The sequence below is a fragment of the Antarctobacter sp. genome (assembly GCF_034670325.1).
Taxonomy (GTDB): Bacteria; Pseudomonadota; Alphaproteobacteria; order Rhodobacterales; family Rhodobacteraceae; genus Antarctobacter.
In genome coordinates this window covers 150,766-177,002 of record NZ_JAXMNR010000004.1, presented here as the reverse complement: position 1 = coordinate 177,002, position 26,237 = coordinate 150,766, and the positions used below count along the sequence as shown (strand labels likewise).

Annotated in this window: 25 protein-coding genes and 1 tRNA gene; 12 read left to right on the top strand and 14 right to left on the bottom strand. The window is 62.9% G+C overall.

Annotation, left to right across the window (positions count from 1 at the left end; genetic code table 11):
• The first annotated feature begins 11 nt into the window (after positions 1-11).
• Positions 12-1,295 carry an O-antigen ligase domain-containing protein gene (locus VOI21_RS11440; protein WP_323770361.1) on the top strand — a complete coding sequence of 428 codons (1,284 nt, stop codon included), beginning with the start codon at positions 12-14 and terminating at the stop codon, positions 1,293-1,295.
• 16 nt (positions 1,296-1,311) lie between these two features.
• Here the strand turns inward: VOI21_RS11440 and VOI21_RS11435 are convergent, their stop codons facing one another.
• Positions 1,312-2,292, bottom strand: coding sequence for a hypothetical protein (locus VOI21_RS11435; protein WP_323770009.1), 981 nt, complete (start codon positions 2,290-2,292; stop codon positions 1,312-1,314).
• Positions 2,292-3,677: a hypothetical protein gene (locus VOI21_RS11430; protein ID WP_323770008.1), complete on the bottom strand. Its 1,386-nt coding sequence runs from the start codon at positions 3,675-3,677 to the stop codon at positions 2,292-2,294. The genes VOI21_RS11435 and VOI21_RS11430 overlap by 1 nt, the downstream gene beginning before the upstream one ends.
• A gap of 93 nt (positions 3,678-3,770) precedes the next feature.
• Here VOI21_RS11430 and VOI21_RS11425 point away from each other — a divergent pair, with 93 nt between their 5' ends.
• Together VOI21_RS11425 and VOI21_RS11420 are read left to right on the top strand one after the other, a co-directional pair.
• Positions 3,771-5,891: a peroxidase family protein gene (locus tag VOI21_RS11425; protein ID WP_323770007.1), complete on the top strand. Its 2,121-nt coding sequence runs from the start codon at positions 3,771-3,773 to the stop codon at positions 5,889-5,891.
• Between the two features lie 218 nt (positions 5,892-6,109).
• The gene (locus VOI21_RS11420) at positions 6,110-6,529 is read left to right on the top strand and encodes a PACE efflux transporter (protein ID WP_323770006.1); all 420 of its coding nucleotides are present in this window, start codon (positions 6,110-6,112) and stop codon (positions 6,527-6,529) included.
• Positions 6,530-6,705: 176 nt separating this feature from the next.
• On the opposite strand, the gene VOI21_RS11415 is transcribed toward VOI21_RS11420, so the two are convergent.
• Genes VOI21_RS11415 through ectA form a run of 4 tightly spaced genes read right to left on the bottom strand, consistent with a single transcriptional unit; the run spans position 6,706 to position 10,401 of the window.
• Positions 6,706-8,124, bottom strand: a complete 1,419-nt coding sequence (locus VOI21_RS11415; RefSeq protein WP_323770005.1) for an aspartate kinase — start codon at positions 8,122-8,124, stop codon at positions 6,706-6,708.
• A 4-nt stretch (positions 8,125-8,128) separates the two neighbouring features.
• On the bottom strand, positions 8,129-8,530 hold the full coding sequence (locus tag VOI21_RS11410; RefSeq protein WP_323770004.1) for an ectoine synthase: 402 nt from the start codon (positions 8,528-8,530) through the stop codon (positions 8,129-8,131).
• Between the two features lie 5 nt (positions 8,531-8,535).
• A complete protein-coding gene (ectB, locus tag VOI21_RS11405; protein ID WP_323770002.1) occupies positions 8,536-9,822 on the bottom strand; it encodes a diaminobutyrate--2-oxoglutarate transaminase in 1,287 nt (428 codons plus the stop codon).
• Between the two features lie 48 nt (positions 9,823-9,870).
• A complete protein-coding gene (gene ectA / locus VOI21_RS11400) occupies positions 9,871-10,401 on the bottom strand; it encodes a diaminobutyrate acetyltransferase (RefSeq protein WP_323770001.1) in 531 nt (176 codons plus the stop codon).
• Positions 10,402-10,611: 210 nt separating this feature from the next.
• On the opposite strand from ectA, the gene VOI21_RS11395 reads away from it, so the two are divergent.
• Positions 10,612-11,094, top strand: coding sequence for a MarR family transcriptional regulator (locus tag VOI21_RS11395; protein ID WP_323770000.1), 483 nt, complete (start codon positions 10,612-10,614; stop codon positions 11,092-11,094).
• 8 nt (positions 11,095-11,102) lie between these two features.
• Here VOI21_RS11395 and VOI21_RS11390 read toward each other — a convergent pair whose 3' ends face one another.
• Positions 11,103-11,579, bottom strand: coding sequence for an Rrf2 family transcriptional regulator (locus VOI21_RS11390; RefSeq protein ID WP_323769999.1), 477 nt, complete (start codon positions 11,577-11,579; stop codon positions 11,103-11,105).
• A gap of 137 nt (positions 11,580-11,716) precedes the next feature.
• On the opposite strand from VOI21_RS11390, the gene cydD reads away from it, so the two are divergent.
• From cydD to VOI21_RS11350, 8 genes are all read left to right on the top strand, one after another.
• Positions 11,717-13,339, top strand: coding sequence for a thiol reductant ABC exporter subunit CydD (gene cydD, locus VOI21_RS11385; protein WP_323769998.1), 1,623 nt, complete (start codon positions 11,717-11,719; stop codon positions 13,337-13,339).
• Positions 13,336-15,012: an amino acid ABC transporter ATP-binding/permease protein gene (locus VOI21_RS11380; RefSeq protein ID WP_323769996.1), complete on the top strand. Its 1,677-nt coding sequence runs from the start codon at positions 13,336-13,338 to the stop codon at positions 15,010-15,012. Before cydD ends, VOI21_RS11380 begins: the two co-directional genes overlap by 4 nt.
• 133 nt (positions 15,013-15,145) lie before the next feature.
• Positions 15,146-16,759: a cytochrome ubiquinol oxidase subunit I gene (locus VOI21_RS11375; protein ID WP_323769995.1), complete on the top strand. Its 1,614-nt coding sequence runs from the start codon at positions 15,146-15,148 to the stop codon at positions 16,757-16,759.
• Between the two features lie 5 nt (positions 16,760-16,764).
• Complete coding sequence (cydB, locus tag VOI21_RS11370; protein WP_323769994.1) at positions 16,765-17,928, top strand: cytochrome d ubiquinol oxidase subunit II; 1,164 nt, start codon at positions 16,765-16,767, stop codon at positions 17,926-17,928.
• A 14-nt stretch (positions 17,929-17,942) separates the two neighbouring features.
• Positions 17,943-18,404 carry a DsrE family protein gene (locus VOI21_RS11365; protein WP_323769993.1) on the top strand — a complete coding sequence of 154 codons (462 nt, stop codon included), beginning with the start codon at positions 17,943-17,945 and terminating at the stop codon, positions 18,402-18,404.
• Between the two features lie 15 nt (positions 18,405-18,419).
• On the top strand, positions 18,420-18,557 hold the full coding sequence (cydX, locus tag VOI21_RS11360) for a cytochrome bd-I oxidase subunit CydX (protein WP_323769992.1): 138 nt from the start codon (positions 18,420-18,422) through the stop codon (positions 18,555-18,557).
• A gap of 230 nt (positions 18,558-18,787) precedes the next feature.
• On the top strand, positions 18,788-20,104 hold the full coding sequence (locus VOI21_RS11355) for an FAD/NAD(P)-binding oxidoreductase (RefSeq protein WP_323769991.1): 1,317 nt from the start codon (positions 18,788-18,790) through the stop codon (positions 20,102-20,104).
• Between the two features lie 12 nt (positions 20,105-20,116).
• Complete coding sequence (locus VOI21_RS11350) at positions 20,117-20,476, top strand: DUF5368 domain-containing protein (RefSeq protein WP_323769990.1); 360 nt, start codon at positions 20,117-20,119, stop codon at positions 20,474-20,476.
• Between the two features lie 107 nt (positions 20,477-20,583).
• Here VOI21_RS11350 and VOI21_RS11345 read toward each other — a convergent pair.
• The 7 genes from VOI21_RS11345 to sufC form a co-directional block, all read right to left on the bottom strand.
• Positions 20,584-20,660: transfer RNA gene (locus VOI21_RS11345), tRNA-Arg, on the bottom strand.
• Between the two features lie 58 nt (positions 20,661-20,718).
• Entirely contained in the window at positions 20,719-21,729 is a 1,011-nt protein-coding gene (locus tag VOI21_RS11340; protein WP_323769989.1) for a methyltransferase, read from the bottom strand.
• 116 nt (positions 21,730-21,845) lie between these two features.
• On the bottom strand, positions 21,846-23,066 hold the full coding sequence (locus tag VOI21_RS11335; RefSeq protein WP_323769988.1) for a cysteine desulfurase: 1,221 nt from the start codon (positions 23,064-23,066) through the stop codon (positions 21,846-21,848).
• Positions 23,059-23,643, bottom strand: coding sequence for a YIP1 family protein (locus VOI21_RS11330; RefSeq protein WP_323769986.1), 585 nt, complete (start codon positions 23,641-23,643; stop codon positions 23,059-23,061). The genes VOI21_RS11335 and VOI21_RS11330 overlap by 8 nt, the downstream gene beginning before the upstream one ends.
• Positions 23,640-24,149: a YIP1 family protein gene (locus VOI21_RS11325; RefSeq protein WP_323769985.1), complete on the bottom strand. Its 510-nt coding sequence runs from the start codon at positions 24,147-24,149 to the stop codon at positions 23,640-23,642. The genes VOI21_RS11330 and VOI21_RS11325 overlap by 4 nt, the downstream gene beginning before the upstream one ends.
• Before the next feature lie 3 nt (positions 24,150-24,152).
• On the bottom strand, positions 24,153-25,433 hold the full coding sequence (gene sufD, locus VOI21_RS11320) for a Fe-S cluster assembly protein SufD (protein ID WP_323769984.1): 1,281 nt from the start codon (positions 25,431-25,433) through the stop codon (positions 24,153-24,155).
• Positions 25,433-26,188, bottom strand: a complete 756-nt coding sequence (sufC, locus tag VOI21_RS11315) for a Fe-S cluster assembly ATPase SufC (protein ID WP_323769983.1) — start codon at positions 26,186-26,188, stop codon at positions 25,433-25,435. The genes sufD and sufC overlap by 1 nt, the downstream gene beginning before the upstream one ends.
• Positions 26,189-26,237: the final 49 nt, after the last annotated feature.

Sequence of the window (26,237 nt, the reverse complement as noted above, 5' to 3'; positions counted from 1 at the left end):
CCGCCGAGGGGATGCTGTACAAGACGATTGTCCTGACATGGGTCTTTTACCTGTTTGGCGCATTGTACGTCGTGGGTCCGGTGCTGGCCTGGCTGATGGGCGGGTTGGCGGCGCTGGTGCTGTATTTTGGTCCCGCCGTCCGCGAGGACCTGCGCGCCACCGGGGCGGTCCCGCCGATTGTCTGGGGCTGGATACTGGGTATGATCGTCATGCTCATCGCCCTCTGGGCGGGGCATATGGACTGGGCGCTGGGGACCAAACAGACCATCAAGTCCTCCATCGGCTGGGCCAAGGGCTGGGCCTTGCTGGCGCTGTTTCCGCTGGTCGGCGCAGTGCTGCCGATCCGCCGAGAGGTGCTGGTGCGCGCGCAATGTCGTCTTGGCATGTGGACTCTGATCCTTGCACCGATCCTGCTGGCCGCGCCCTATGTCGGGATGCCGGAAAAGATCTTTACCTCGCCGCTGAAAGCCATCGGCGGACCGGGTCCGGAATACTTCTCGGTCTACTTCTTTACCTTCGATCCGGCGTCGTGGACGCCGCGCTGGCAGTTTTACGCTCCGTGGTCGCCCTTTGCCGCGCTTCTGGGCGTGGTGCAGGTGCTTTTCGCGCTGGAGGAAAAAGACCGCAAGTGGATGGCCATGGGCGTGGCGGCGGGCGTGCTGATGATCCTCGCCTCCAAGTCGCGCATGGGGTTGGTGGGGCTGGTGGCCTGCACCATTGCGCCGCGCATGATGCCGCTGATCTTTCGCGGATGGGCGTGGATGGTGCTGGCGGGCCTGTCGGCGTCGCTGTCGGTGCTGGGCGGCTGGCTGGGGGAAAAGATCGAGGCCTTTGTCGGTGCCTTCAAAGGCGCGCGCGCCGACAGCACGCGGGTCCGCGAGACGCTGCAACGAATTGCACATGAACGCTGGGAGAATGAGGCCGTCTGGTTTGGTCACGGCACGGTGCATCCCGGCCCCCACATCGTGGAATACATGCCCATCGGCAGCCATCACACATGGTTTGGCCTGCTCTTTGTCAAAGGGCTGACCGGGTTCTTTGCCTTGCTGGTGCCGCTGGTCTGGCAGACCGCGCTGGCGCTGTGGGATGCGGCAAGAGGGCCGCGCGGGCGGTTGCCGCTGGGGATCGTCATGGTGATCGTCTTGCTGTCGATGGGCGAAAATCTGGAGATCGAGGTGTACCTGCTCTGGCCCGCTTTGGTGATCCTTGGCATTCACGCCCGCGAACTGGCCGACGAAACCGCAGCGAAACGGGCGGACAAGGCGCAAAGGGCATTGGCACCGGACCCGGCCTGAGAGCTGTCCGGAGCGCTCAATCGCTCCGCGCTTGTGCCATGGCGCGGTAGATGTCGCGCCGCGCGCGGTTGATCGCCCCCAGTGGCCGGTGCTCTGGCTGGCACATCCACGGAGAAAAGCGCAGGGCTTCGGCCTGTGCGTCCTGCTGGGGCGTGTTCTGCTGCGCGGGCAGCACGATGTCGGCCAGCGGCACAAACTTCGCGCCTGCCGCCTCCCAGTCGCTGCTCGCGTCCTCGACAGGGTGCCGTGCGGGGTCCGTCTGCGGGACGACGCCAAAGGTAAACCGGGCCTCGCCCGCGGTTTGCGCCTGCCAAAGCCCGTCGCGCAGCCCGTCGGTCTGTTCGGTGGGCGCGGCCGGTGCGCCATGACCGATGGCCTTGTACTTTACCGCGCCGTTCCCCAGCCGGTAGGCCGTGGTGCTGTGGTAGGTCAGCGCAAGGACCGATCCGACACGCCGCCCGGCAAAATCCTGTGCCGCGCGCAACAACGACCGATGAAACAGGGCCAGCATGCCCCCACCCTTGGCTGCCTGCAGCAGACGCCCAAGGCTGGGCCCATTGCCGCGCAGCGCCTGTATCGGCGTGAAATGCCGGTTGAAGATCAGGTAGTCCTCCATGTTGGCGCAAAAATAGGTCGGGTGATCCACCAGCACAAAGTCCTGTTCCATCACATGCCCCTGCCCCGGCAACAGCTTGACCCCCGGCACGTTCAAGAGCTTGACCGCCATGCCGCGCACATCCTTTTCGCGATCATCCCGCTGCCCGCCGTTCGAGAACCGCACCCGGCAGGCGTATTCCGCCCCCGGACGAAAGATGCCGTGGGCCAGCGCCTCTGGAACCTTTGAGGACACGCGGAACACGCCCTCCAGCAGCCCGTGATGTTTGCCGTGCTGACCACGTTTGGTAACACCGCCCTCTTGCCACAAGGTCCGCAGGTTTTGGCGGATCAGCCGCCGGATATCGGCGGCCTCCTCCGGCGGGATCTGTTCGCAGCCCATCAGAGCGACCGGAGATAGTCGAGCAACAGCGCCTTGTCGTCCGCTGGCAGATCGGTGCCCCAGAGATGCCCGCCGTTGCCATTGCCGGTCAGAGAGGTGTCCACCTCAAACCCCGCGTCGCAGGTGAACCCGACCTTTTCCGGGTCAAACAGGGTGCAGCCGCGAAAGAAAGTCCGGGGCCGGTCATCCGGCGGCGACAGCAGGTCCGCCAGTGTCGGCACCGACCCGTTGTGCAGATAGGGCGCGCGCATCCAGATCCCGTCGAGCGGCATGTTGGCGTAGCCGTCCGTGGCCCGGTAATTGCGGAACTGCCACGAGTATTTCTCGCCGACAGTGCTGAAATAGCTGACCATTTCCGCGTCAAACAGATCGGTGCGCTGGCGGTCGGTGCCAAGGATATCCGCCGAGGTCACCTGTCCCAGACTGGCGCTGCCGGTGTCGTGGCAAGTGTGACAGCCCGCGCGCTCATAGATCGCGCGCCCCTGCGTGACCCGCGCCGCGTCCAGCGGCAAGGGGTAGTCGGGCGGCGGGAAATCCATCAGCCAGTCCGACACCCGCTGGATAGCATGTCGTTCCAGCAGCCATTCGGACGCGCCCCCGGCCAGCGCCGCCGAGAAGTTGCGTTCCTCCAGTGAGCGGTTGTTGCCGTCCCAGTGAAACCAGCCGTCCAGCCGGATGCGCTGGTTCCAGACGGAGGGGAAATCCACCACGCCGACGCGCATGTCCCCGGCCGGCTCCAACCCCCAGCGTTCCCGCCAGAAGTTACCCGCATCGGTGCGCCCCGGCCCGTGATCGGGGCGGCTGTCCATCCATGCCAGCCCGTCCTCCAGCCCGGAGACCTCTGTTTCCAGCCGGGGAAAGACCACCGCGCGCAGGACCATCCGGTCGAACCAGCCCAGCGCGCGACCGTTGTCCTGTGCAGAGGCGATCACCGCATCCGCTGTCAGGCGTGGGTCCTTGGTCGTGCTGACGAGGAAACGGATATAGGCCTGAATATCCAGCTTGTTGTTGGGCGCGCCCAGCACAAGGGTTTCGGCCCCGTCCACTTGATAAGTCGAGACATGGCATGTGGCGCAATTGAACCCCACCCGGTCCACCCCGATCCGCCGGACAGACACGCCGATGGGCAAGTCATGTCCCTCTTCGGACACAAAGCCGAAACCTGCGTAGCCCTGCGGGATTTCCTCGGCGAACAGGGTCGGCAGTTCGCGCCAGATGTCATAGGGAAAGCCGTCGACCTCGGCCCCGATGGAGCCGTATTTGAAATGCTCGACCACGTCGTCGAAATGCGTGGCGGGCCAGGGTTTGATGGTCAGGCGCTTGTATTCAAGAACCAGCGCCGCGCCCAACAGGACGAAGAAGACCAGGAACAGAATTTTCTTCATGATACAGCTTCTAAGAGAAAAAATTTGGACTTAACCCGTTAAAGGTGCCACACTTGGATGCATTAATGAAGGTTTTATTGAAAGGGGGCGCAGATGACGTCCGCCTTGGCGAGTGTGCCGCACAAGGGATTTCGTATCGACTGGGCGGTCTGGCGCCGCACCTTTTTGCAACTGACCTGCCTGTTGGTGGGCGCGATGATGTTCTATCGCGGCTTGCTGAACCTCTTTGGGTATCCCAGCGACTGGATCTCTCTCTTTCCCGGAACGCCGCTTTTGGGTGCGATCTGCCGGGTGCCGGACTATTGGGAACGCTGGATGCTGGGCCCGATCTTTATGGGCGGGGTGTTCGGCATCGTGCTGATGTGGCGCGAGTTGCGCATCGGCTGGTGGATCTTTACCGCGCTGAATTTCCTTGTCGGGTATTGGTTCATTTTCATCCTCGAAGACATCTGGCAGCACCATGTTCTGCCGCACATCGTCTTTTCGGCGGTCTTTCTGCCGTTCTATCCGGGCATGAAACGGTCGCAGTGGCTGGGCGACAAGGTCAACGCCGTGCTGGGATGGATCGCGACGCGCGCGCTGCTGCAACTGCAACGGCCATGGGTGGCGCGCCTGATCGAGGCGGTGCCGTTCCTGCACCGCAGGCTGAACGCGCTGCTGATCAACCGCATCGTGACGCAGGCACGGTCACGCCCGCACCCGTTTTCCACCATGTCGCCCTATACCTCATGGAGCAGCCTGACGGACCGCACATGGGCCGGGCGGCATTTGGGCGTGTCGGATCTTGACCCGGCGACGCTGCCGGGCTGGGACGGGGACAGCGGGCTGAAACCGCTGTTTGAGCGCCCCGACGGGTCACAGACGATGTGCCCCAAGTCGACTTGCCTCTTTCCGGCCTTTGCGCAGTATCTGACCGATGGTTTCCTGCGCACCGTTGCGGAAAAGGACTTTGACGGGGTCGAGGACCCGGAGCGCCGCAAACGCAACACCTCGAACCATGAGATCGACATGTGCCCGCTATACGGACGCACCCCCGCCCAGACCCGCGCGCTGCGCGACCCGGACCGGCGCGGCTATCTGCGGTCCCAAGTCATCGCGGGTGAGGAATATCCGGAGTTCCTGTTTGCCGATGGCATGATGCGCGCTGAGTTTGGCGATCTCGACCGCCCGCTGGGCCTGCCCGGTCTGCTGGAGGCCTGCGACGACCCGAACCCGGTGATCTCGCAGGGCGCACAGGCCATGCGTGACGCGCTGTTCGCGGTGGGCGGCGACCGGGTCAATTCGGTCCCGCAGGTGTCGATGATGAACACGCTTTTTCTGCGAGAGCACAACCGGCTGGCCCGAGAGATTGGCGCGCGCCACCCCGCGTGGGACGACAGCCGCGTGTTCGAGACCGCGCGCAACGTGGTGATTGTCCAGTTCATCAAGATCGTGGTCGAGGATTACATCAACCACATCGCCCCCTTCGCAGTGCACCTGATTGCGGACCCTTCGGTCTGCTGGAATTCGCCGTGGAACAAGTCCAACTGGATCACCACAGAGTTCAGCCTGCTCTACCGCTGGCACGCGCTGATCCCGGACGCGATCACCTGGGGCGGCACGGCGTGGCCGATTGGGAAAACCTATTTCCTGAACAACCTGCCGCTGCTGCAAACCGGTCTGAAACGCGGGTTCGAGGATATGAGCGCGCAGGGCGCCGCCCGGTTGGGCCCCCGCAATACCAACGACCACCTGCTGGACATAGAATGGGATTCGACCCGTCAGGGCCGCATTTGCGAGCTGGCCTCTTACAACGCCTACCGCGCCTATCTTGGACAGGCACCGGCCAAGCGGTTCCACGAGATCAGCAGCGACCCGGTGGTCGCGGCGCAACTGGAACGGGCCTATGGCAATGTCGACAAGGTGGATTTCTTTGTTGGCATCTTCTGCGAGGACCGGGTGCCGGGATCGCCCCTGCCCCGCACCATCCTGTCGTTTGTCGCGCTGGACGCGTTTTCGCAGGCGCTGACCAATCCGCTGCTGTCGCAGCATGTCTTTCAGCCGCCAAAGGGATTTGACGACAATGCCGAATTGGAGCATCCGACTTTTTCCCGCTATGGCTGGGAGCAGATACAAACCTGCGGGTCACTGCGCGACGTCATTACCCGCAATGTCGATGCGCCCGAGACTTTGGCCTTTATCGGCATGACCCGCCCCGACTGGCGGGGAGCGTGATCAGAGATTTCCGCAGAAAGCATCCGTGTGCAGCGCGCTGTCAGGGTGAGTTCGGTGCCCACGCACCGGATAAGCTATGATTTGGATAAATTTTTTTGAAATGAGCGGTTCACCTGTGTGGACATTGTCTCTGCAATTCCTATATCCGCAATCGATAGGACGACCTTTTCCATCGGAATAGATGTCCGGGACGACCCGGGCAGCAGATGGGGAATACCATGCGAACAACACCCGACCGCATTCGTCACGCTCTTAGCTTTGAGATTATTGGCATTCTTATGATTGTGCCGCTTGGTTCCTTGGGGTTCGGAATGCACGCCAAGGATATAGGAGCCGTCGCCATCATCGGGACAGCCCTCGCGACGCTGTGGAACTACGTCTACAATCTGATGTTCGATCGCACGATGAAGCGGTTTAAAGGCCGCCTTCAAAAGACAGCCGCCGAGCGTGTCCTGCACGCCGTCCTGTTCGAAGCGGGGCTACTGGTCGCCACCTTGCCGCTGTTGTCTTTGTACCTTGGGATCGGGCTTTGGCAGGCGTTTGTCATGGACATCGCCTTTGTCGTGTTCTTCCTGATCTACGCTTTCGTGTTCAATTGGGTATACGATCAGACGTTCCCCATCTCCCAAGCGATTTAGTTTTCGGTGTCGGTTGGCGCGCCGGGCCGCTAGGTGAATCGTCGGGGTAAGGCGCACGCCTCGTCTTTTGCCTGTAGGCTCATTCGACACAGCAAAGAAAAAGGGCCAACCCCGCAGGGTCGGCCCAAGTCTGTACACCGCTTGTCGCGGCCTGTTCTTGTCGGTCGCGGTTCGCCTCAGGCGACCAGCGCGACCTTCTTGTCTTCATCGTCGAAATAGGCGCTGTGCAGGCTCTTGATGGCCTTTGCCATATCGGCCCTTTCGAGGATGAACTGCGTATCCACATTGCGCGGACCCTGACTGGCCCCGACGGAATAGATGCCGACGCGGTCAAAGGCCTGTAGCCCCCGTTGCAACGTCGCCAAGCCGCTGAGGTCGCGCCCCACCACCGACACAAGCGCCAGCTTGCGGGTGTTGATCTCGGCCTGCGGGTACTTTTCGGCCAAATCCGCCTCGACCCGGCGCAGCGTCTTGAGCGAGGTATCGACGTAATGGGTGACCGTATTGGCGTTGGACACCTTGGACACGATCCGCACCTTGTGCCGGGTCAGGATGTCAAGGATTGAGGAGTCATAGCCCTTTACCCCCACCATGTCCTGCTCGAACACCTCCAGAGCGATCACCTCCAGCCCGGTCACGATTTCAACGCCCGGCGTCTCGGCCGGTTGGTCGTCGATCAGGGTGCCCGGATCGCCGGGATCAAAGGCATTGGTGACGCGCAGTGGCACACCGGCCTGACGCAGGGTTTTGGCCGCCGAGGGATGGATCGCCTCCATCCCGAGGTTCGCCATCTGGTCGGCCACGTCATAGTTGGTGCGGCCCAGCTTTTTGACATTGTCCTCTCCGACGATGCGGGGATCGGCGGAGGACAGGTGGAATTCCTTGTGAATGATCGCTTCGCGCGCACCGGTCTGCGCAGCAAGACGCGAAAACGTCACCTCGGAATAGCCGCGATCAAATTCGCGCATCAGGCCTTCGCGGCACTGGGCATAGCCGGTCACGATGGGCATTTCGGTGGCGGTGTCGATGCCCGCCATGCCCCGGTCCAGACGTTCTTGCAGCGTGACTTCGCCCTCATCGCGCCAGCCGGTCAGGTCCACCAGCCGCGCGTTTACGCCAGAGCGTTGCAACAGCAGCGTGGCGACCAGCGCGGAATGCGCCTCACCCAGACCGGACAGCAATTCGCGAATATGCAGCAGATGCGCGTTCAGGCGGAAATGCCCGTAAGAGCACAGGCGTTGCAGGTCGATCAGGCAGTTACGCGCGCCCTCTATGCGTTCCTGCACAAAGGCGGTGGCCTGTTCGATGTCGCCGGCATGGTCCAGCACATCCTCATGCGCGGCGATCATCGCCTCGCTGGTGCGGCTGAGGGCCTCGTGCCAACCGTGATCGTCCTCGGCATTGGCAAACCGTGCGTAGACGCCCGCCTCACCGGTTTTCTTGTGTTCCAACAGCAGGTTGGTGATCCCGCCAAAGGCAGATACCACAAACACCCGGCCATAAGCCGCCTTGCCATCCGGCAGGAACAGCGTGTCGCGCAGTTCTGCGAGGCGGGACATGCTTGTCCCGCCGATCTTTTCGACTGTGTGGGTCATAGGCTCAGGCCTCTACCTCTTCGGGGGCGGCATAAGATCCGTCTTCGCGGTGGACCTCATTGCCCGTCACCGGCGGGTTGAAGCAGCAGGCCATGACCAGCTCTTCATCCGCTTTCAGGCGGTGACGATCATGTTTGTCCAGCGCGTACATCACGCCCGGCTTGATGTGGTGCACCTCGCCGGTGGCCAGATCGGTGATCGAGCCTTTGCCTTGCATGCAGTACACACTCTCAAAGTGGTTCTTGTACTCGAACACATGTTCCGAGCCCGCCTCAAGGAAAGTGATGTGGAACGAAAACCCCATGCCGTCGTCGGCCAGAAGCATCCGCACACTTGTCCATTGCGCGTCTGATACAACGCGGTCGGGCTGGGTCTTGCTGATCTCTTCGAAGTCTCTGACAATCATATCGGTTACTCCGCTGCCATTTTCTGCGTCGTCAGGACGGACCGCGCCGCCTCTGTCAGGATGTTCAGCCCGTCTTTCAGCACCTCGTCCGGTGTGGTCAGCGGGGCCAGAACCTTGACCACCTCATCCCCGGCACCCGAGGTTTCGATGATCAGACCGTTCTCGAACGCCTCGGCGCAGATCGCGCCCGCCAGATCACCCGAGCCGACATCAACGCCGCGCATCATGCCACGGCCCTTCAGCTTGGCCCCCGGCACCATCGTTGCGATGGTTTCCAACGTGTGTTCGATCATCGTCGCCCGGCGCGCAACATCCTTTTGCAGGGCATCATCGCTCCAGAATTTTTCGATCGCCACGCGAGCGGTGACAAAGGCGTGGTTGTTGCCTCGGAAGGTGCCGTTGTGTTCAGCAGGCTTCCAGATATCCAGTTCCGGCTTGATCAGCAGCGCCGCGAACGGCAGGCCCATCCCGCTAAAGGATTTCGCCATCGGGATCAGGTCCGGCTCAATCCCCATCTCCTCAAAAGAAAAGAACGGTCCGGTCCGACCACAGCCTGCCTGAATGTCGTCGACGATCAGCAGCGCGCCGTGTTCCTTGGCAAGGCGTGCGATGCCCTGCATGAACGCGGGCGATGCGGCGTTCAGACCGCCCTCCCCCTGAACCGGCTCGATGATGAAGGCCGCCGGAGCATCGACACCCGAGGACGGGTTGCCCAGCATCTGTTCGATGATCTCAAGGCTGTCGACGTTCTCGCCAAAGGCACCCTCGAACGGCATGTGTGTCGTGCCGCCCAGCGGCGCGCCGGCCCCGGCGCGTTTGCCCGCGTTGCCGGTGCAAGACAGTGCGCCCATGGTCATGCCGTGAAAGCCGTTGGTAAAGGCGATGATGTTGTGACGTCCGGTGACCTTGCGCGCCAGCTTGATCGCGGCCTCGACGGCGTTGGCGCCGGTCGGGCCGGTGAACATGACCTTGTGGCTCATGCCGCGCGGCTTGAGGATCACCTCCTCAAACGTCTCAAGAAACCGTGCCTTGACGCCGGTGTGCATGTCCAGCCCGTGCGCAATACCGTTTTCGGACAGATGCGCCATCAGAGCGGCCTTCATGTCCGGGTCATTGTGGCCGTAGTTGAGCGAGGAACAGCCCGCCAGAAAGTCGATATAGGTGCGGCCCGCAGCGTCGGTCATTTCGGACCCCAGCGCGGTGGTAAAGACGGTGTCGAACCCACGGCAATAGCTGCGGGCCTCGGATTCACGTCGTTTGAAGATCGTCGGCTTGAAGGTCTGCGATGACATGTCGGTCTCTCTTTTTTCTGATCAGGGAAGGACGGGGGCGCGGGGCGGTCAGGCCGCCTGCGCCATCTCTTCGTCCAGCTTGATGGTCACGAGGTTCTCGGTCTTGTGGCGCTGCTGAAAATGCAGCGACTGCGTGTAGTAGGGCTGAACATCCAACCCCCGGCCCTGCATCCGGCCAAACTTGCGGAACAGCGCCCAGGATGCCTCATTGTCGCCGGTGATGGTGGTCTGCAAACGCGTCACATCCTCACAAACCTCACGGTCGAGAATGGATTGCAGCATCAGGCCGCCCAGACCCATACCGCGCGCCTTTTCGGACACCGCGACCTGCCACACAAACAGCGTGTCGGGATCGTTGGGCGGGATATAGGCCGACACCCAGCCGACAGGCTGACCGTCGAGTTCGGCCACGACACAGGTGTCGGCAAAGTGGTCGCACTGCAAAAGGTTGCAGTACATCGAGTTTTCATCGAGCGGCTTGCAGGCGCGCACCAGTTCCCAGATCCCCGCGCCATCCTCTGCCGTCGGGCACCGGAGGGAAGGAAGGTTGGAACGTGTGATATCGCGCGCGTGTCGCATCTGATGCAGTCTCCTTGATTGCTTTGAATGGTACTTAGCGCAGCGCAGCATATATTTCAACGTGCAAAGCATATTTTGTGGATAATCGGCATAATAGGGCATGCAGACACCCATATGGGCCAATTTACCCTTAGATTTGCGAAACATTATTCTCTTTGAACGGCGCACACGCGCCTTGTAGGATAGGTAATCTTTAGGACTGGACACCCGATGGACCGTGTTGACACCTGCCTGATCGCCATCCGCCGCATCCTGCGCGCGACAGAGCTTTACAGTCGCGAACTGAAGCTGGCCGCCGGGGTCACGGCCGTACAGTTTCGGGTGCTCCAGATCATCGGTGAGCGCGATCACGCGACGGCCAAGGAAATCTCTGTCCAGATGCGCGTGTCACAAGCGACGGTGACATCGCTGGTCGACAAACTGGTGCGACAGGACCTCGCGATGCGGGAAAAATCAGAGACGGACCGCCGCCAGATCAATATCCACATCACCGCCAAGGGCCGTGAGACACTGGCCGAGGCCCCGGACCCGCTGCAACAGCGATTTGTGCGCAAGTTCGCCGCGATGGAGGACTGGGAACAGGCGATGCTGGTGTCCAGCCTTGAACGCGTGGCGGCGATGCTGGACGCCGAGGATCTGGACGCCTCGCCGGTGCTGGACACGGGCGATATCAAACACGCACTGGATCACTGACGTCTGGCTCAGGCCGGTCCCGCTGTCCGACTGCATCCGCCCGAAAGACGACCGCCTGCCGCCAGCAAGTCCTGCAGGCCGCAGTTGCCGCGCACCAGATCGTCCAGCGTGACCATGTCGAGTTCATGATAGAACGCCTCTAGGGCGCGGACCACATAGCCACGCAACCGGCATACCGACACCAACGGGCAGGTGTTATTGTCGGGGTCAAAACACTCGGCAAAGGGAATGTCGGTCTCGAACAGGCGAAAAACCGCACCGATCGAAATACCGCTTGCCGGTTTGGCAAGGCGGATGCCCCCGGTACGCCCGCGCAGCGTTTCGATGAAACCCTCTGCCTGCAACTGCTGCACCACGCGCGCGACGTGGTTGGTCGAAGCATTGCAGTCGGCGGCGATGTCCGAGGTCCGCACCAGATCCCGACCGTTCACCGCGCAATACATCAGCACGCGGGCCGCCAGATTGGTTCTTATGGTCAGGCGCATCGTCCCTCCGACAGGTTTGATCGCCATATTTCACATCTGCGCTGCGGATTTCTTTGATCCGGATCAAATCGCGACTGACCATCGTGGGCTAAGGCCGATGCGAAACCAGGAAATCCCTAACAAGGATGCAGAAAATAATGTCCACCGGACAGACCCGCGCAGGATCCCCGGCCCGTGGCGCGGCGCTCTCGTTGGGGGCGTCGCTGATCTGGCTGGCGCAGGCTGCGCTCATCGCGCGCGTTCTGGCCGATCTGCTATCCGGCGCGGCGGGCCTGTCGCCTGTGATTGCGGCGCTGGGGATCTTCGCGCTCGCCGCCCTGCGTGCCGTGCTGGATGCCACCGCACAGCGCAGCCTTGCCAGTGCCGCCGCCGCACAGATAGACGCCCTCCGGCAAGAGATACTCGACACCGAGACCCGCGCTGCCACACCATCCGCCCTGGGGAGCGCCGGGGCCATCGCCGCGTTGATTGCCGAAAAGTTGGAGGCGCTGCGCCCCTACGTACTGCGCTATCGCCCTGCCCGTCTGCGGGTCACCGTCCTGCCGCTGGTAATCCTGTGCATCGCGGTCTGGTACAGCTGGGCCGTGGCGCTTGTCCTCTTGATGGCTGGCCCGCTGATTCCGGTGTTCATGGCGCTGGTCGGCTGGGCCGCCAAAGAGGCCAGCGCGCGGCAGATGCATGAAATCGGACAGTTGAGCGACATCCTTGTCGACCGGCTGGCGGCGCTGTCGGACCTGCGCCTGATCGGTGCCGGCGGGCCTGTGGTTGCCTCATTTGCCGAGGCCTCGGAAGGGCTGCGCGACCGCACGATGGCGGTGCTGCGCATCGCTTTCCTGTCCTCGACCGTGCTGGAGCTTTTTTCGGCGCTTGGGGTGGCCATGGTGGCGGTCTGGGTCGGCTTTTCGCTGCTGGGACAGGTCGGATGGGGCACATGGGGCGCGCCGTTGACGCCTTTTGCCGGGATTTACCTGTTGCTGCTGGCCCCGGAATTTTTCCAACCGTTGCGCGACCTTGCCGCCGCATGGCACGACAAGGCCGCCGCCGAGGCGGTGCAGACCGAATTGCAGACCTGGCGCGAAGACATGCGCCCGCAGGTGCTGGGGCGCGGTGCTCATGCAACCGGACCGCAGTTTGACGGGTTGCGGTGCATGCAGCTGACGCTCAACCACGGCGACCACCGCCTGATCTGGCCGGATTTTCAGGTCCGCCCCGGTGAAAGCCTTGCGATCACGGGCGAAAGCGGTGTCGGCAAGACAACGCTGTTGCGGCTGCTGGCCGGACTGGAACGCCAAGGGTCCGGAAGTGTCACGCTGGGCGGGATAGTGCTGGATGCCGAAAACGCCGACGCGTGGCGGGCGCGGATCGGCTGGATGCCGCAGGCCCCGCATTTCCTGAACCGCTCGCTGCGGTTCAACATCGGCTTTGGTGGCCCTCTCGATCCGGCAACGCTGGACCGGGCACGGCTGACGCCAGTGATCGCCACGCTGCCAAAGGGCGTGCTGACGCCGCTGGGCGAACGCGGTGCCGGGCTGTCCGGGGGTGAGGCGCGGCGCGTCATGCTGGCCCGCGCCCTGCACGGCGGGCCGGACGTGATACTGGCCGATGAGCCAACCGCCGATCTGGACACCCAAACCGCGCAGGATGTCATCGACGGGTTGATGGGGTTTGTCGCGGCGGGTGGCACGTTGATCGCCGCCAGCCATGACCCACGCCTGATCACGCGCATGGACCGCGAATTGCGGCTGAGGGGGAAGGTATGACCGCTCTGATCCGGATCGCTGCCCTGTTGTTGCGCGGTGAGCGCCGCACCTTTCTGCGCGGCTTTGCGCTGGCCATGATCGTGCTGCTCATGGGGGTATCCCTGCTGGGCCTGTCGGGCTGGTTCATCACCGCCGCCGCCGCGGCGGGCCTTGCCGGAGCGGGCGCGGTCTTTAACGTCTTCGCGCCCTCGGCCCTGGTGCGCTTTCTGGCGCTGGGGCGCACGGCGGCGCGCTATGGAGAACGGCTTGCCACCCATGACGCGACGCTGCGCGCGCTGTCAGGCCTGCGTGTCCGTCTGCTGGAGGGGCTGCTGGCCAGCCCGTACCGGTCGTTGGAACGCCTGCGCGCCAATGCGGCTCTCAACCGCGTGACGGCAGACATCGACGCGCTGGACGGGGTCGCCCTGCGGCTGGTGCTGCCGGGACTGGCGGGACTGGCCGTGATCGCCCTGACGGCGGTTGCACTGTGGGGTCTGGTGCATCCGTGGGTCGGTCTGACCGTGGGGCTTGGATATGCTGGTCTGCCCAGCCTTGTTTTCCTTATAGGCCAGAGGCTTGCCCGCCGTCCCTCGCGCCGGGCTGAGGCGGCGATGCAAGCCACGCGCAGCCGTATGGTCGATCTTGTCGCCGCGCGCGAGGATCTGACCGTCTACGGCCAGTTGCAGGCGATGCGCGGGACCGTCGGCTCTGCCATCACGAGGCATGGTGCGGCCCAGGCGGATGTTGACCGGATCGAGCGGCGCATGGGCATGGGTCTGGACCTGACCGGCGCGGGCGTCACGGCGGCGACGCTGGCCATCGGAGGCACGCTGGCCGACGCAGGGGCCATCAGCGCAGCGCAGGCCGCCATCGGGATCTTTGCGGCCCTCGCCCTGTCAGAGGCGGTCGCCCCGGTGCGGCGCGCCCTGACAGAGATCGGGCGCATGGTTCCCGCTGCGCGGCGCATCTTGCCCTCGGTTGTCACCCCGGCCAATACCGCATCGACCACTCCGGACAAAGCACCGGCCCTCAGGGACAGCACCCTGCGGCTGGACGGGGTCACCCGTCGGCGAAGCGCTGCGGGCCTGCCCCTGTTTGCCCCGATCAGCCTGAGTGTCGCGCCCGGTGAAACCCTTGCCCTGACCGGACCAAGCGGGTCCGGCAAGAGCACCGTTCTGCTGTTGGCTGCCGGTCAGATTCGTCCCGACATAGGCCCCGAAAAAGGCACTGTGACCTTTGGCGGACACCCCGTCGCGGCCTTGTCCCGGGACGCCTTGCAATCCCTCATCGCAATGGTGCCACAACGCCACGCGCTGATCGCTGGCACTGTGGCCCAGAACCTGCGGCTGGCCGCGCCGGGGGCCGAGGACGAAACGCTGTGGGCGGCGTTGCGTGCCGTTCATCTGGACAGAACAGTGAGCGCACGCGGCGGGCTGGCCTTGCCGCTGGGGTTTCGCGGCGCGGGCCTGTCCGGAGGAGAGGCACGGCGCCTTGTGCTGGCCCGTGCGATCCTGCACCGCCCTGCCCTGTTGCTGCTGGACGAGCCGACAGAGGGGTTGGACAGCGCCACCGCGCAGGCCGTTCTGGCAGGTCTTCGACAGGCCCTGCCGCACGCGGCCATCCTGATGGCCGCGCACCGGCCTGAGGAAACCGGCTTTGCCGATCGCTGTGTGTCCCTGCAGACGGTCGACTGACACACACCGGATTTTTCCACATTTCAGATGCCAATTTTGATCTGCATCAAAAACACATTTCCGGTTTGGAATATAAAGCAGTTAATTCGCACCTGAGATGCGGAATAACTCACAATGTATTAGGAGCCAAACAATGGAGATCGGACTGGTCGAGCTGTCGCGCCTGCAGTTTGCGATGACGGCCATGTATCACTTTCTCTTCGTGCCGCTGACTTTGGGTCTGTCGATCCTCGTGGCGATCATGGAGACCGTCTATGTCATGACGGGCCGCCCCATCTGGCGGCAGATGACGAAATTCTGGGGCACGCTGTTCGGGATCAACTTTGTCCTTGGCGTGGCCACCGGCATCACCATGGAATTCCAGTTCGGCATGAACTGGTCCTACTACAGCCACTATGTCGGCGACATCTTTGGCGCGCCGCTTGCCATCGAGGGGCTGATGGCCTTTTTCCTTGAGGCGACATTTGTCGGGCTGTTCTTTTTCGGCTGGGATAAGCTGTCGCGCGTACAGCACATGGTTGTTGCCTGGCTGGTGGCGATCGGGTCCAACTTTTCGGCGCTGTGGATCCTGATCGCCAACGGCTGGATGCAGAACCCGGTGGGCGCCGCGTTCAACCCCGAGACCATGCGGATGGAGATGACGTCCTTCTTTGACGTGGTGTTCAACGAGGTGGCGCAGGCGAAATTCGTGCATACCGTCAGCGCAGGCTACGTGACCGCATCGGTCTTTGTCCTTGGCGTGTCGGCATTGTACCTGCTGCAAAACCGGCACAAGGATCTGGCCCGCCGGTCCATCGCCGTGGCCTCGGCCTTTGGTCTTGCCGCCGCGCTGTCGGTTGTCGTGCTGGGAGACGAATCCGGCTATTCCGCCAGCCACACCCAAAAGATGAAGCTGGCCTCGCTGGAAGCCATGTGGGAAACGGAACCCGCGCCCGCCTCTTTCACGCTGATCGGCCTTCCTGATCGTGAAGCGCGTGAAACCCACTACGCGGTGCATATCCCGTGGGCCATGGGCTTGATCGGCACGCGGTCCCTGACCGAAGAAATCCCCGGCATCAACGATCTGGTGGACGAGGCCGAAGAGCGCATTCGCGAAGGTCTGCTGGCCTATGACGCGCTGATGACCATCCGCGAACAGCGCGACGCCACCCCGCAAGAGGTGCGCGACAGCTTTGAGGCACATTCAGAGAACCTTGGTTTTGCCCTGCTGCTGAAGCGCTACGTCGATGACCCGCGCGAGGCCACAGAGACCCAGATCAAACAGGCCGCCGACGACACGGTCCCCGGCGTCGCCCCGCTGTTCTGGGCGTTCCGCCTGATGGTCGCGCTTGGGTTCAGCTTTATCGCCGTGATGGCCTATTTCTTCTATCGGGCCTCGTTCCGGAACATGCAGTTCCCGCGCTGGTCGCTATACGCCGCCGTCGCGATCATCCCGACGCCGTGGATTGCCGCTGAACTGGGGTGGTTCGTGGCCGAGTTCGGACGTCAGCCCTGGACGGTGGACGGCGTGCTGCCAACGGCCCTGTCCGCCAGCCACCTGAGCATCGCCGACCTGCTGATCACGCTTGCAGGGTTCATCACCTTCTACACGGTCCTGTTCGTGATCGAGATGAGCCTGATGGTGAAATACATCCGCAAAGGCCCTTTTCAGGACGTCGCCGAAACCGAAGCCTGGCAGCAACACCACACGCACCGGCTGCGCGGCCATGATAGCCAAGACCCCTTTGCCCCCAATCCGGCGGAGTAAGACAGATGATCCTCTTTGAACTGATCGACTTCGACACGCTGCGTGTCATCTGGTGGGCCCTGCTGGGCGTCCTTCTGATCGGCTTTGCCCTGACCGATGGTTTTGACATGGGGGTCGGCGCGCTGCTGCCCTTCGTCGCCAAGACTGACGTGGAACGGCGCGTGGCCATCAACACCATCGGCCCGGTCTGGGAAGGCAACCAAGTCTGGTTCATCCTTGGCGGCGGCGCGATCTTTGCCGCATGGCCGCCGCTGTACGCGGTCAGCTTTTCGGGCTTCTACCTTGCGATGTTTGTGGTTCTGGCCGCCTTCATCGTGCGCCCGGTGGCGTTCAAGTACCGGTCCAAACGCGACGGTGCCAAGTGGCGCGCGCGGTGGGACTGGGCGCTGTTCGCCGGGGGTGCGGTGCCTGCCCTGCTCTTTGGCGTGGCCGTGGGCAACGTGCTGCTGGGGGTGCCATTTCACCTGACCCAGGACCTGATGCCGATGTATGACGGCACCTTCGCGACGAAGTTCGTGGGCCTCCTGCGTCCCTTCGCGCTGCTGGCCGGTGTGGTGTCACTGTCGATGCTCTTGATGCACGGCGCGGCCTGGCTGACGCTCAAGACCGATGGCATCGTCGCAGAGCGCGCGCGCCGGTACGGCACGGTTGCGGGTATGGTGGCTGCGGGCGGCTACGCGCTGGCCGGGCTTTGGCTGGCGGTTGGCGTCGATGGCTTTGCCCTTGCCGGAGACGTGGTCGCCAACGGTCCGTCCAACCCGCTGTATTCCGAGGTCACACGCGGTGGCAGCTGGCTGTCGGCCTATGCTGATCGACCGTGGATCGCCGTCGCCCCGGTGATGGGCTTTGTCGGAATCGCCATGGCCGTGCTGGGCCTGCGGGCGGGGCGCGAGGTGTCGACCCTGCTCTGGTCCAAGCTGGGCATCACCGGGATCATCGCCAGCGTCGGCCTGACGATGTTCCCCTTCATCCTGCCCTCTACCGTCGATCCCGACAGTTCACTGACGGTCTGGGACGCCTCCAGTTCACACCAGACACTGTTCATCATGCTGGTGGTCACGGCGATCTTTATGCCGCTGATCCTGATGTACACCGCCTGGGTCTACAAGGTGCTCTGGGGCAAGGTCACAGAGGCTGACGTCACCGAAAACGCCGAAACTCTCTACTGAAAAAGGATACTAAAATGAAACGTTTCACCTCTCTTCTGGCGGCTGCGGCCATCGCCCTCAGCGCGGTTTCGGCCACTGCCCCCGCCGCGTTGGCCGAGGGCGCAAAACCCGGGCTGTTCGTCAACCTGACGACCGACGACACGTGGTCGGCGGCCAAGGCGATCATGTTCGCCCACCAAAAGGCCCTGAAAAACGGGCATGAGCCGGTGGCGATCTGGCTGAACGTCCGCGCGGTCTATCTGGCGGACAAGAAACGTCCCAGCCATATCCCCGGACCGATGGCCGATGCGGGCACCTCTATTCAGGACATGCTGACGAATTTCATCGCCGATGGCGGTCAGGTGATCATGTGCAGCGCCTGTTCGGCGGCCGCCGGTCTGACCAAGGCGGACTACATCGACGGCGTCACGATGGGCACTTGGCCCGTCGTCGAAGGGCTGCTGTTCGATCCCGACGTCAAAACTCTGGCCTGGTAACAAAGGAAAGACACGATGTGGTATTTCGCCTGGCTTCTCGGTCTGCCGCTGGCCGCCGCCTTTGCCGTGCTGAACGCGATCTGGCTGGAACTGCGCACCGACGCCTGTTTCGCCGAAGAAGGTGACTGTCCCGTGGGAGAGCATCACCACTGATCCCGAGACATCCGCCGTCAATCGTCCCGGCGGCGGATTTCCCCACCGGGGCGGGTTTCAACATCCCGCCCCGGTCCCAAAGGGACATCATCGCAGGTTCCGAGTGGTTAACCGTTTCACGGCCCGGACGGGCCGAATAGCGCGCAAACACATTCAAACTTCTTGACGTGTATCAGGACCGCCTCGCGCAACAGAACCCCCCATTCATGTTTACCTAACGGAGGAGTCACATGACAAACCCCACCTTCACCCCGTCCCGACGAGGTTTCCTCGCGCTCGCGGCCGGAGCCGGTGCCTTGGCCGCCACAGGCGCGGCACGGGACGCGCAGGCGCAGACCGCCACCAAGGCAAAGATCGTGATCATCGGTGCCGGTGCGGGTGGCACGTCGCTGGCCAACCGCCTTGTCCGCCGTCTGGACGGGGCCGAGATCACATTGGTCGACCCCCGCGCAGAGCATCTGTATCAACCGGGCCTCTCGCTGGTGGCCGCTGGTTTGAAACCCGCAGATTACGTTCTGTCCAAGACAACCGACTGGCTGCCCAAAGGCGTGACCCTTGTGGCCGAAGCCGCTGCCGCCATCGACGCCGAGGCCAAGACCGTCGCCACCGCCAGTGGCAAGACGCTGCCCTATGATTTTCTCGTGTTGGCCCCGGGCCTTGTGCTGGATCACGACGCAATCGAAGGATTCTCGCTTGATCTTGTCGGACAGAACGGCATCGGCGCACTCTACGCCGGGCCGCAATACGCCGCCGCCACGTGGAAAGCCGCGCAGACCTTTACCCAGACCGGCGGCATCGGGCTGTTCACCCGCCCCGCGACCGAGATGAAATGCGCAGGCGCGCCGTTGAAACACACGTTCCTGATCGAGGACATCGCCCGCACCAATGGCACGCGAGGCAAGATGGACATCACCTACATGGCCAACAATGACAGCCTGTTCGGTGTGCCCATCGTGTCCGAAAAGGTTCGCATGATCTTTGGCGACCGCGACATCGCCCCGGCCTATTCCCATGTCCTGAGCGCCATCGACCCCGGCAAACGCACCGCCACCTTCCAGACCCCCGGTGGCCCGGTCGAGCGGGACTATGACTATATCCACGTCATCCCCCCGCAACGCGCACCCGAAGTGATCCGCCAATCCGGCCTCAGCTGGGCCGACAAATGGACCGATCAGGGCTGGGTCGAGTGCGACAAGGCCAGCCTGCGGCACCTACGCTATGACACCATCTGGGCGCTGGGTGACGTCGCCGGCGTGCCCAAGGGCAAGACCGCCGCCAGCGTCAAATGGCAGGTCCCGGTGGTCGAGGACGGGCTGATCGCCGCCATCGAGGGGCGTGACCCGGTCGACACTTACAACGGCTATACCTCTTGCCCGATGATCACCCGCGTGGGCCGCGCGATGCTGGTCGAGTTCGACTACAACAACAACCTCGTGCCCTCTTTCCCCGGCGTGATCGCCCCGCTCGAAGAGCTCTGGATCAGTTGGCTGATGAAAGAAGTCGCCCTGAAAGCCACCTACAACGCCATGCTGCGCGGCCGCGCCTGAGGAGATCCAGCCATGAAAGACATGACCTTCGGCACCATAATTGCCGTCTTTGAGGAAATCTTTGGCCGGGGCCTGTTCTGGGCCATGGTCGTGGCCGCCGTTATTGTCACGATGGCCTACCTGTACGTGTTGATCCGCGACCGCAGCATCAGCTGGCAAAAGTTCCTGCTGGCGCAGCTTTCTATGCCCATCGGCGCGGTGGCAGCGGTCTGGTTTGTGCTCTTGATGACGCACTCCAGACTGACCGACCTCGGCGGCCCGGTGGATGTGATCGTCTTCCTCGGTATCGCCGTGGCGGGCGCTGTCGGACTGGCGATCCTTGTCTACACCGTTCAATCGCTGATCGCCCCCCGCCGCTACGGCGACGACTAGCGGAACGACGCGCCCGCGGCGGTTTCTGGATCAACGCGGGTGCAACGGCCCAAAACGGAACCTGCATCGGCACGAAGCTACTGAAAAACACTGAAATCGGGAATTATTGGCGCACCCAAGAGGATTCGAACCTCTGACCTCTGCCTTCGGAGGGCAGCGCTCTATCCAGCTGAGCTATGGGTGCTTCGGCGGTCTCTATAGCCGCTCGGTGATGGTGCTGCAATGGGGCTTGATGAAAACCCTCAGGGCTTTTGACCGCTGGCCAGCATCGTCATCTCCGGGATCATCGGCCCCACCGTGACCCCGGAGAAGCCGGCCGCCGCCACCCTGTCCTGCAACCATCCGGCGTCCAGCGACCGGGCTTCGGGGGTAAAGGCCGTGTGCTGCAACTGCCAGAGCGCGGCCAGCACCGGTCCGGTCCGATCCTCATGGACGACAAAGTCATGTATCAGGATCAACCCGCCGGGGTTCAGCACGTCAAAGGCCTGACTGATCAGACGGTCGTGGGTCTCACCCGGTACGCCGGAAAAGAGGTAGGACATCAGCACAATGTCCTGACCCTTGGGCCAGTCTGCCTCCAGCGCGTTGCCTTCCAGATAGGTTATCCGGTCAGACAGTCCGGCCTCGGCCACGTACTTTTTGCCCAGCTTGGCGACATTGGGAAACTCAAGAACGGTCGAGGTCAGGTCCGGATTGGCCTTGCACAGGGTGATGTCAAAGGCCGCCGTACCGCCCCCTACATCCAGCATCTTGCGCTTGCCCGTCAGGTCAATCGACCGCGCCAACTGCCGCGCAGGACCAAGCGACCCGGCGTGCTGGCTTTCGGAATACAGCCGCGCCTCATCGGGATCGGAAAACCAGTCGGCATAGGAGGCGGTGTCGTCCTCTTCCATCTCGCCGGTCAGGGCCCCTTCGAGTTGATCCATCAGGGGGTACATCTGGCGCCCAACCTGCAACCGAAGGTAATCCGAGAAATCGTATTTCGCGCCCTGCACCAGAAAGGCCTTGGCAGCGGGGGCGTTCGAATAGCGCCCATCCTCAACCGCGATCAGGCCCATGCCGGCCAGTGCCGTCAACAAGGTGGTCGCGCGATCCTTGTGAACATCCGCTTCCCTTGCCAACTCTTCCGCGCTCAGCGAGCCTTCGGCGAGATGGGTAAAGACATTCATCTCCAGCGCCGCGAACAGCGCCTTGGACCCCATGAACCCAAAGGCTATCTGCGAAATTTCGTCGGCTTCGGTCAGCAGTGTCATGCAAGGGCCCCGTGGTTATTGCGTCCCCCACACCCTGCCAAACGACCGCCCGGAATTGAACCTTAGTTCAGAAAATCACCCAGGCTCAGGCCGCCCCTGCCCGGTATTGCGTCGTTTCAGCCGAAAAGATCATGCGCAAGTTCCAGCGCGTCGATCAGCGCGTCGACCTCGGCGTTGGTGTTGTACAGACCAAAGCTCGCCCGGCAGGTGGCCGTGACGCCCAGAAAATCCATCAGCGGCCCGGCACAGTGATGCCCGGCCCGCACCGCGACACCCTTTTTGTCAAGGATGGTCGAGATGTCATGCGCGTGGCCCGCCCCCTCCATCGTGAAGGAAAAGATTGCCGCCTTGTCGGGGGTCGTCCCCTGCACGCTCAACCAGTTCAGACCGTCCAGACGGGTCCGCGCATAATCGCGCAAGGCTTTCTCATGGGCGGCGATGTTCTCCATCCCCAGACCCATCATGTACTCCAGCGCGACGCCCAGACCGATCTGCTGGACGATGCCGGGGGTGCCGGCCTCGAACTTCATCGGCGGGTCGTTCCATGTCACCTCGTCCTTGTGGACCTCACGGATCATGTCGCCGCCACCCATGAAGGGGCGCATCTCATCCATCCGCGCCTTGGCGATCCAGATCGCACCCGAGGCAGAGGGACCATACAGCTTATGCCCGGTGATGGCATAGAAATCACAGCCGATATCGGCAACATTCACTGGCATGTGGACCGTCGCCTGCGATCCATCGACCAGCACCGGAACGCCTTTGGCGCGGGCACCCTCGCAGATGGTTTTCACATCCACCACCGTGCCCAGCACGTTGGACAGATGGGTGACGGCGACCAGCTTGGTCTTGGGACCGATGGCGTCGATCACCTTTTGCGGGTCCAGATAGCCGGTGGAATCCACGTCGACCCATTTGATCACCACCCCCTGCCGCTCACGCAGGAAATGCCAGGGCACGATATTGGCGTGATGCTCCATCACCGACAGCACGATCTCATCGCCCGGTTCCAGATTGGGCATCGCCCAGCCATATGCCACAAGGTTGATCCCCATGGTGGTGCCGGTGGTATAGACGATCTCTTCGGCATCCTTGACGCCCAGAAAGCGCGCGATGATCTCTCGCACGCCCTCATATTTGTCGGTCGCAAGGTTTGACAGGTAATGCAGACCCCGATGGACGTTGGCGTATTCCTCGGCATAGCCGCGCGTCACCGCGTCGATCACCACCTGCGGTTTCTGCGCCGATGCCCCGTTGTCGAGATAGACCAGCGGCTTGCCGTTCACCTCACGCGAAAGGATCGGAAAATCGGCGCGGATCTTGTCGACGTCATACATAGTCTGTCATTCCTTCGGGTGTGACCCCGGCGAGGGTCAGTAAGAGCGAGACGGCAAACGCCATCGCGAGCATGCCCAATACCAAGACGGCCAAGGCACGCAAGGGTCCGCCCAGTTCATGCGCTTCATCCAAAAAGTTTACCGCGATCCAGACGCCAAGGGCGGTCACTATCATGGTGCCCAGCCCCACCAGCATTGCCGAGATCGGCACAAGCAACAACATCACCGCCTGAACGAGAACCCGCAGGCCTTGCATCCAGATCATCAGCAGGGCGATTTCCTCGATCCGCGCCTTGCCACCGAACAACCGACCCATCCATGTCAGTGCAAGGATGCTGGCCGCCAGTGCGCCGCCCTGCATGACAACAAACATCACCGGACTGGCAAGAAAGGCCGGGATACCGGCGGGGTTCATCAGCAAAGAGACGGAAAAAATCAGCGCGTTCAGCACAACGACCAGCGCGAATGCGGTCCACAGCGCCTCTCGCCCGGGGCGGATCGACAGCAGCAGGGCGGCGACCTCACGCGGGTTCGTCACGCTTTGCAGCGCCAGTTTCAGGTAACCGTCCAGGGTCACACCGCGCCCTTTTCTACACCCGGTCCCGCCAGCTTGCGCGCCTCGCGCAGCCCCGTGGTCCAGAACCAGAGAAAGACCGCCAGCCAGACAGCCCCCACCAGCGTCAAAGCGCCCCCCGTGCCGATGAACCCTGCCACCAATCCATGGAGCAAAGCCAAGGGCGACGCTGCCAAAAGCGCCCAGAACAGCGCCAGACGGGTTTCGTACCCGCCCACCGGACGACCGATACCCTTGGCCACGATCTGGCTCAATCCGGCGATGACATAAAAGATCAAAGGCAGGAAGATCACCGTCGCCAGCAGCGCGCCGCCCAGAGCCGGGTCAAGGTCTGTGCCCTTCAGATGCGCGTCGCGCGCCAGTTTGGGCAGTTGCGCGATGAACATCACGCCACAGGCCCCCATGACGTAGGCCAGCGCGCGCGGTTCGCTGACCCCGCGCGCCAGTAGCGCGCGCAGGGTTTGACCGGGCCTGCGATAGCTGGCCGCGATATCGCTGGTGACAGGCACCGCTCAGCCGCGCCGACGCGCCAGCCAGGCCGACACACGCTCGACCAGTTCTTCTTGCAGGCTCTCGTCCTCGATCTCCTGCACCGCCTCGGCGATAAAGGCGATGGTCAGCAGATCCTCGGCGGTGCCGCGCGGCACGCCACGGGCGCGCAGGTAAAACAGCCCCTCTTCGTCGATCGCACCAGAGGTGGAGCCATGCGAACAGGCCACGTCGTCGGCGTAGATTTCCAGTTCCGGCTTGGCAAGGAACTGGCTGTCGCCGTCCAGCAGCAGCGATTGGCTGATCTGGTAGCCATCGGTCTTCTGCGCCCCCGGTTTCACCAGGATCTTGCCCTGGAACACCCCGGTCGCGCCATTGCGCAGCACCTTCTTGAACACCTGACGGCTTTCGCAATTCACCGCGTCATGGGTGACAAAGATGGTGTCATCGTGGTGGAACGCGCCGTCGCCCATGCAGGCCCCGGCCACATGCGCCACCGCGTCGTCGCCGGTGATGTCGATCACCACCTCGTTGCGCGTCAGCACGCCGTTCACGGTCAGGGTAAAGCTTTTGAAGGTGCTTTCCTTGCCCAGACGCGCAAAGATATGCGTGGCGGCGCGGCGCTCATGGTCACGGCCCTGCGCGCGGATATGGTGCAGCGTGGCATTGTCAGCCACATCCACCTCGATGCACTTGTTAAAGCGCGCGGCAGCAGGTCCGTTTTCAAGGAGCGTCACCTCGGCACCCGCGTCCAGCTTGATCACGTGATGCAGGATCGCGTCAGAGGTGTCGGCCTCGTGGCGATAGATCAGGTTGATCGGTTTGGACACCTTGCCAGTGACATGGATCAGCACGCCGTCGCTGGCAAAGGCGGTGTTCAGCGCGGCCAAGGGGCGCGCCACCGGGGTTTGACCGTCAGTCTCAAGAACACCGTACAAGTCCTTGGCCCAGTGGATATCTTTCACATCGGCCAGACGGTCGATGGTGACCCCCTCAAGGCTGAGATCATCGGACTCCTCAGCAGAGAACACCCCGTCCACGAAGACGATTTTCAGCCGGTCGCGCGCGGCAAACAGCGGCGCTTCGTCGTCGGCCTCCAGCACGGCGGCCGTGGGCGCATCCGCCGACACCAGCGTCTCGGGGCGGGTATACTTCCAGTATTCGTCACGGGCGGTGGGCAGACCCATGGCCCGCAGACGCGTCAGAGCATCGCGGCGCGCAGGCTCGCTCCACCCGCCTTCGGGCAGCGTCAGCGCGGACAGCCGCGCCTCTGTTGCGTCCACCTTGGTTTGGGGCAAGGCCATTACGCAACCTCCCCAAGGATGTCGGCATAACCGTTCTTCTCGACCTCAAGCGCCAGCTCGGGGCCGCCGGTCTTGATGATGCGGCCATCGGCCATGATATGCACCACGTCCGGTTTGATGTGGTCCAGCAGGCGCTGGTAGTGCGTGATGACAAGGAACCCGCGGCCCGCATCGCGCAGGGCGTTCACACCGTCCGCCACCAGCTTCATCGCGTCCACGTCAAGGCCCGAGTCGGTCTCATCGAGGATGCACATCTTGGGTTCCAGCATCGCCATTTGCAGGATCTCGTTGCGCTTTTTCTCACCACCGGAAAAGCCGACGTTGACCGGCCGCTTGAGCATCTCGGCGTCGATTTTCAGCGACTTGGCCTTTTCGCGGATCACCTTGAGGAACTCGGCAGAGGACATTTCCTCCTCGCCACGCGCCTTGCGCTGCGCGTTCACAGCCGTGCGCAGAAAGGTCATATTGCCGACGCCGGGGATTTCAACCGGGTACTGGAACGCAAGGAACAGACCGGCAGCGGCGCGGTCTTCGACCTCCATCTCCAGCAGGTCTTCGCCTTCCAGCGTGGCAGCGCCTTCGGTGACTTCATAGCCGTCCTTGCCCGACAGGACATAGGACAGGGTCGACTTGCCAGAGCCGTTCGGCCCCATGATCGCGTGCACCTTGCCCGCCTCGACGGTCAGGTCGACGCCCTTGAGGATTTGCTTGTCCTCTTCTTCAAGTTTGACGTGCAGGTTCTTGATTTCCAGCATTTTTAGTCCTTCTCAAGTCTGGCCAGTCGCGCACCTTTGCCAACGGGCG

What these genes read in the sequence shown, in the direction of transcription:
- VOI21_RS11440 (WP_323770361.1), top strand. Translation starts at nt 12, where the DNA reads ATGCTGTACAAGACGATTGTCCTGACATGGGTCTTTTACCTGTTTGGC.
- VOI21_RS11435 (WP_323770009.1), bottom strand. Translation starts at nt 2,292, where the DNA reads ATGGGCTGCGAACAGATCCCGCCGGAGGAGGCCGCCGATATCCGGCGG.
- VOI21_RS11430 (WP_323770008.1), bottom strand. Translation starts at nt 3,677, where the DNA reads ATGAAGAAAATTCTGTTCCTGGTCTTCTTCGTCCTGTTGGGCGCGGCG.
- VOI21_RS11425 (WP_323770007.1), top strand. Translation starts at nt 3,771, where the DNA reads ATGACGTCCGCCTTGGCGAGTGTGCCGCACAAGGGATTTCGTATCGAC.
- VOI21_RS11420 (WP_323770006.1), top strand. Translation starts at nt 6,110, where the DNA reads ATGCGAACAACACCCGACCGCATTCGTCACGCTCTTAGCTTTGAGATT.
- VOI21_RS11415 (WP_323770005.1), bottom strand. Translation starts at nt 8,124, where the DNA reads ATGACCCACACAGTCGAAAAGATCGGCGGGACAAGCATGTCCCGCCTC.
- VOI21_RS11410 (WP_323770004.1), bottom strand. Translation starts at nt 8,530, where the DNA reads ATGATTGTCAGAGACTTCGAAGAGATCAGCAAGACCCAGCCCGACCGC.
- ectB (WP_323770002.1), bottom strand. Translation starts at nt 9,822, where the DNA reads ATGTCATCGCAGACCTTCAAGCCGACGATCTTCAAACGACGTGAATCC.
- ectA (WP_323770001.1), bottom strand. Translation starts at nt 10,401, where the DNA reads ATGCGACACGCGCGCGATATCACACGTTCCAACCTTCCTTCCCTCCGG.
- VOI21_RS11395 (WP_323770000.1), top strand. Translation starts at nt 10,612, where the DNA reads ATGGACCGTGTTGACACCTGCCTGATCGCCATCCGCCGCATCCTGCGC.
- VOI21_RS11390 (WP_323769999.1), bottom strand. Translation starts at nt 11,579, where the DNA reads ATGCGCCTGACCATAAGAACCAATCTGGCGGCCCGCGTGCTGATGTAT.
- cydD (WP_323769998.1), top strand. Translation starts at nt 11,717, where the DNA reads ATGTCCACCGGACAGACCCGCGCAGGATCCCCGGCCCGTGGCGCGGCG.
- VOI21_RS11380 (WP_323769996.1), top strand. Translation starts at nt 13,336, where the DNA reads ATGACCGCTCTGATCCGGATCGCTGCCCTGTTGTTGCGCGGTGAGCGC.
- VOI21_RS11375 (WP_323769995.1), top strand. Translation starts at nt 15,146, where the DNA reads ATGGAGATCGGACTGGTCGAGCTGTCGCGCCTGCAGTTTGCGATGACG.
- cydB (WP_323769994.1), top strand. Translation starts at nt 16,765, where the DNA reads ATGATCCTCTTTGAACTGATCGACTTCGACACGCTGCGTGTCATCTGG.
- VOI21_RS11365 (WP_323769993.1), top strand. Translation starts at nt 17,943, where the DNA reads ATGAAACGTTTCACCTCTCTTCTGGCGGCTGCGGCCATCGCCCTCAGC.
- cydX (WP_323769992.1), top strand. Translation starts at nt 18,420, where the DNA reads ATGTGGTATTTCGCCTGGCTTCTCGGTCTGCCGCTGGCCGCCGCCTTT.
- VOI21_RS11355 (WP_323769991.1), top strand. Translation starts at nt 18,788, where the DNA reads ATGACAAACCCCACCTTCACCCCGTCCCGACGAGGTTTCCTCGCGCTC.
- VOI21_RS11350 (WP_323769990.1), top strand. Translation starts at nt 20,117, where the DNA reads ATGAAAGACATGACCTTCGGCACCATAATTGCCGTCTTTGAGGAAATC.
- VOI21_RS11340 (WP_323769989.1), bottom strand. Translation starts at nt 21,729, where the DNA reads ATGACACTGCTGACCGAAGCCGACGAAATTTCGCAGATAGCCTTTGGG.
- VOI21_RS11335 (WP_323769988.1), bottom strand. Translation starts at nt 23,066, where the DNA reads ATGTATGACGTCGACAAGATCCGCGCCGATTTTCCGATCCTTTCGCGT.
- sufD (WP_323769984.1), bottom strand. Translation starts at nt 25,433, where the DNA reads ATGGCCTTGCCCCAAACCAAGGTGGACGCAACAGAGGCGCGGCTGTCC.
- sufC (WP_323769983.1), bottom strand. Translation starts at nt 26,188, where the DNA reads ATGCTGGAAATCAAGAACCTGCACGTCAAACTTGAAGAAGAGGACAAG.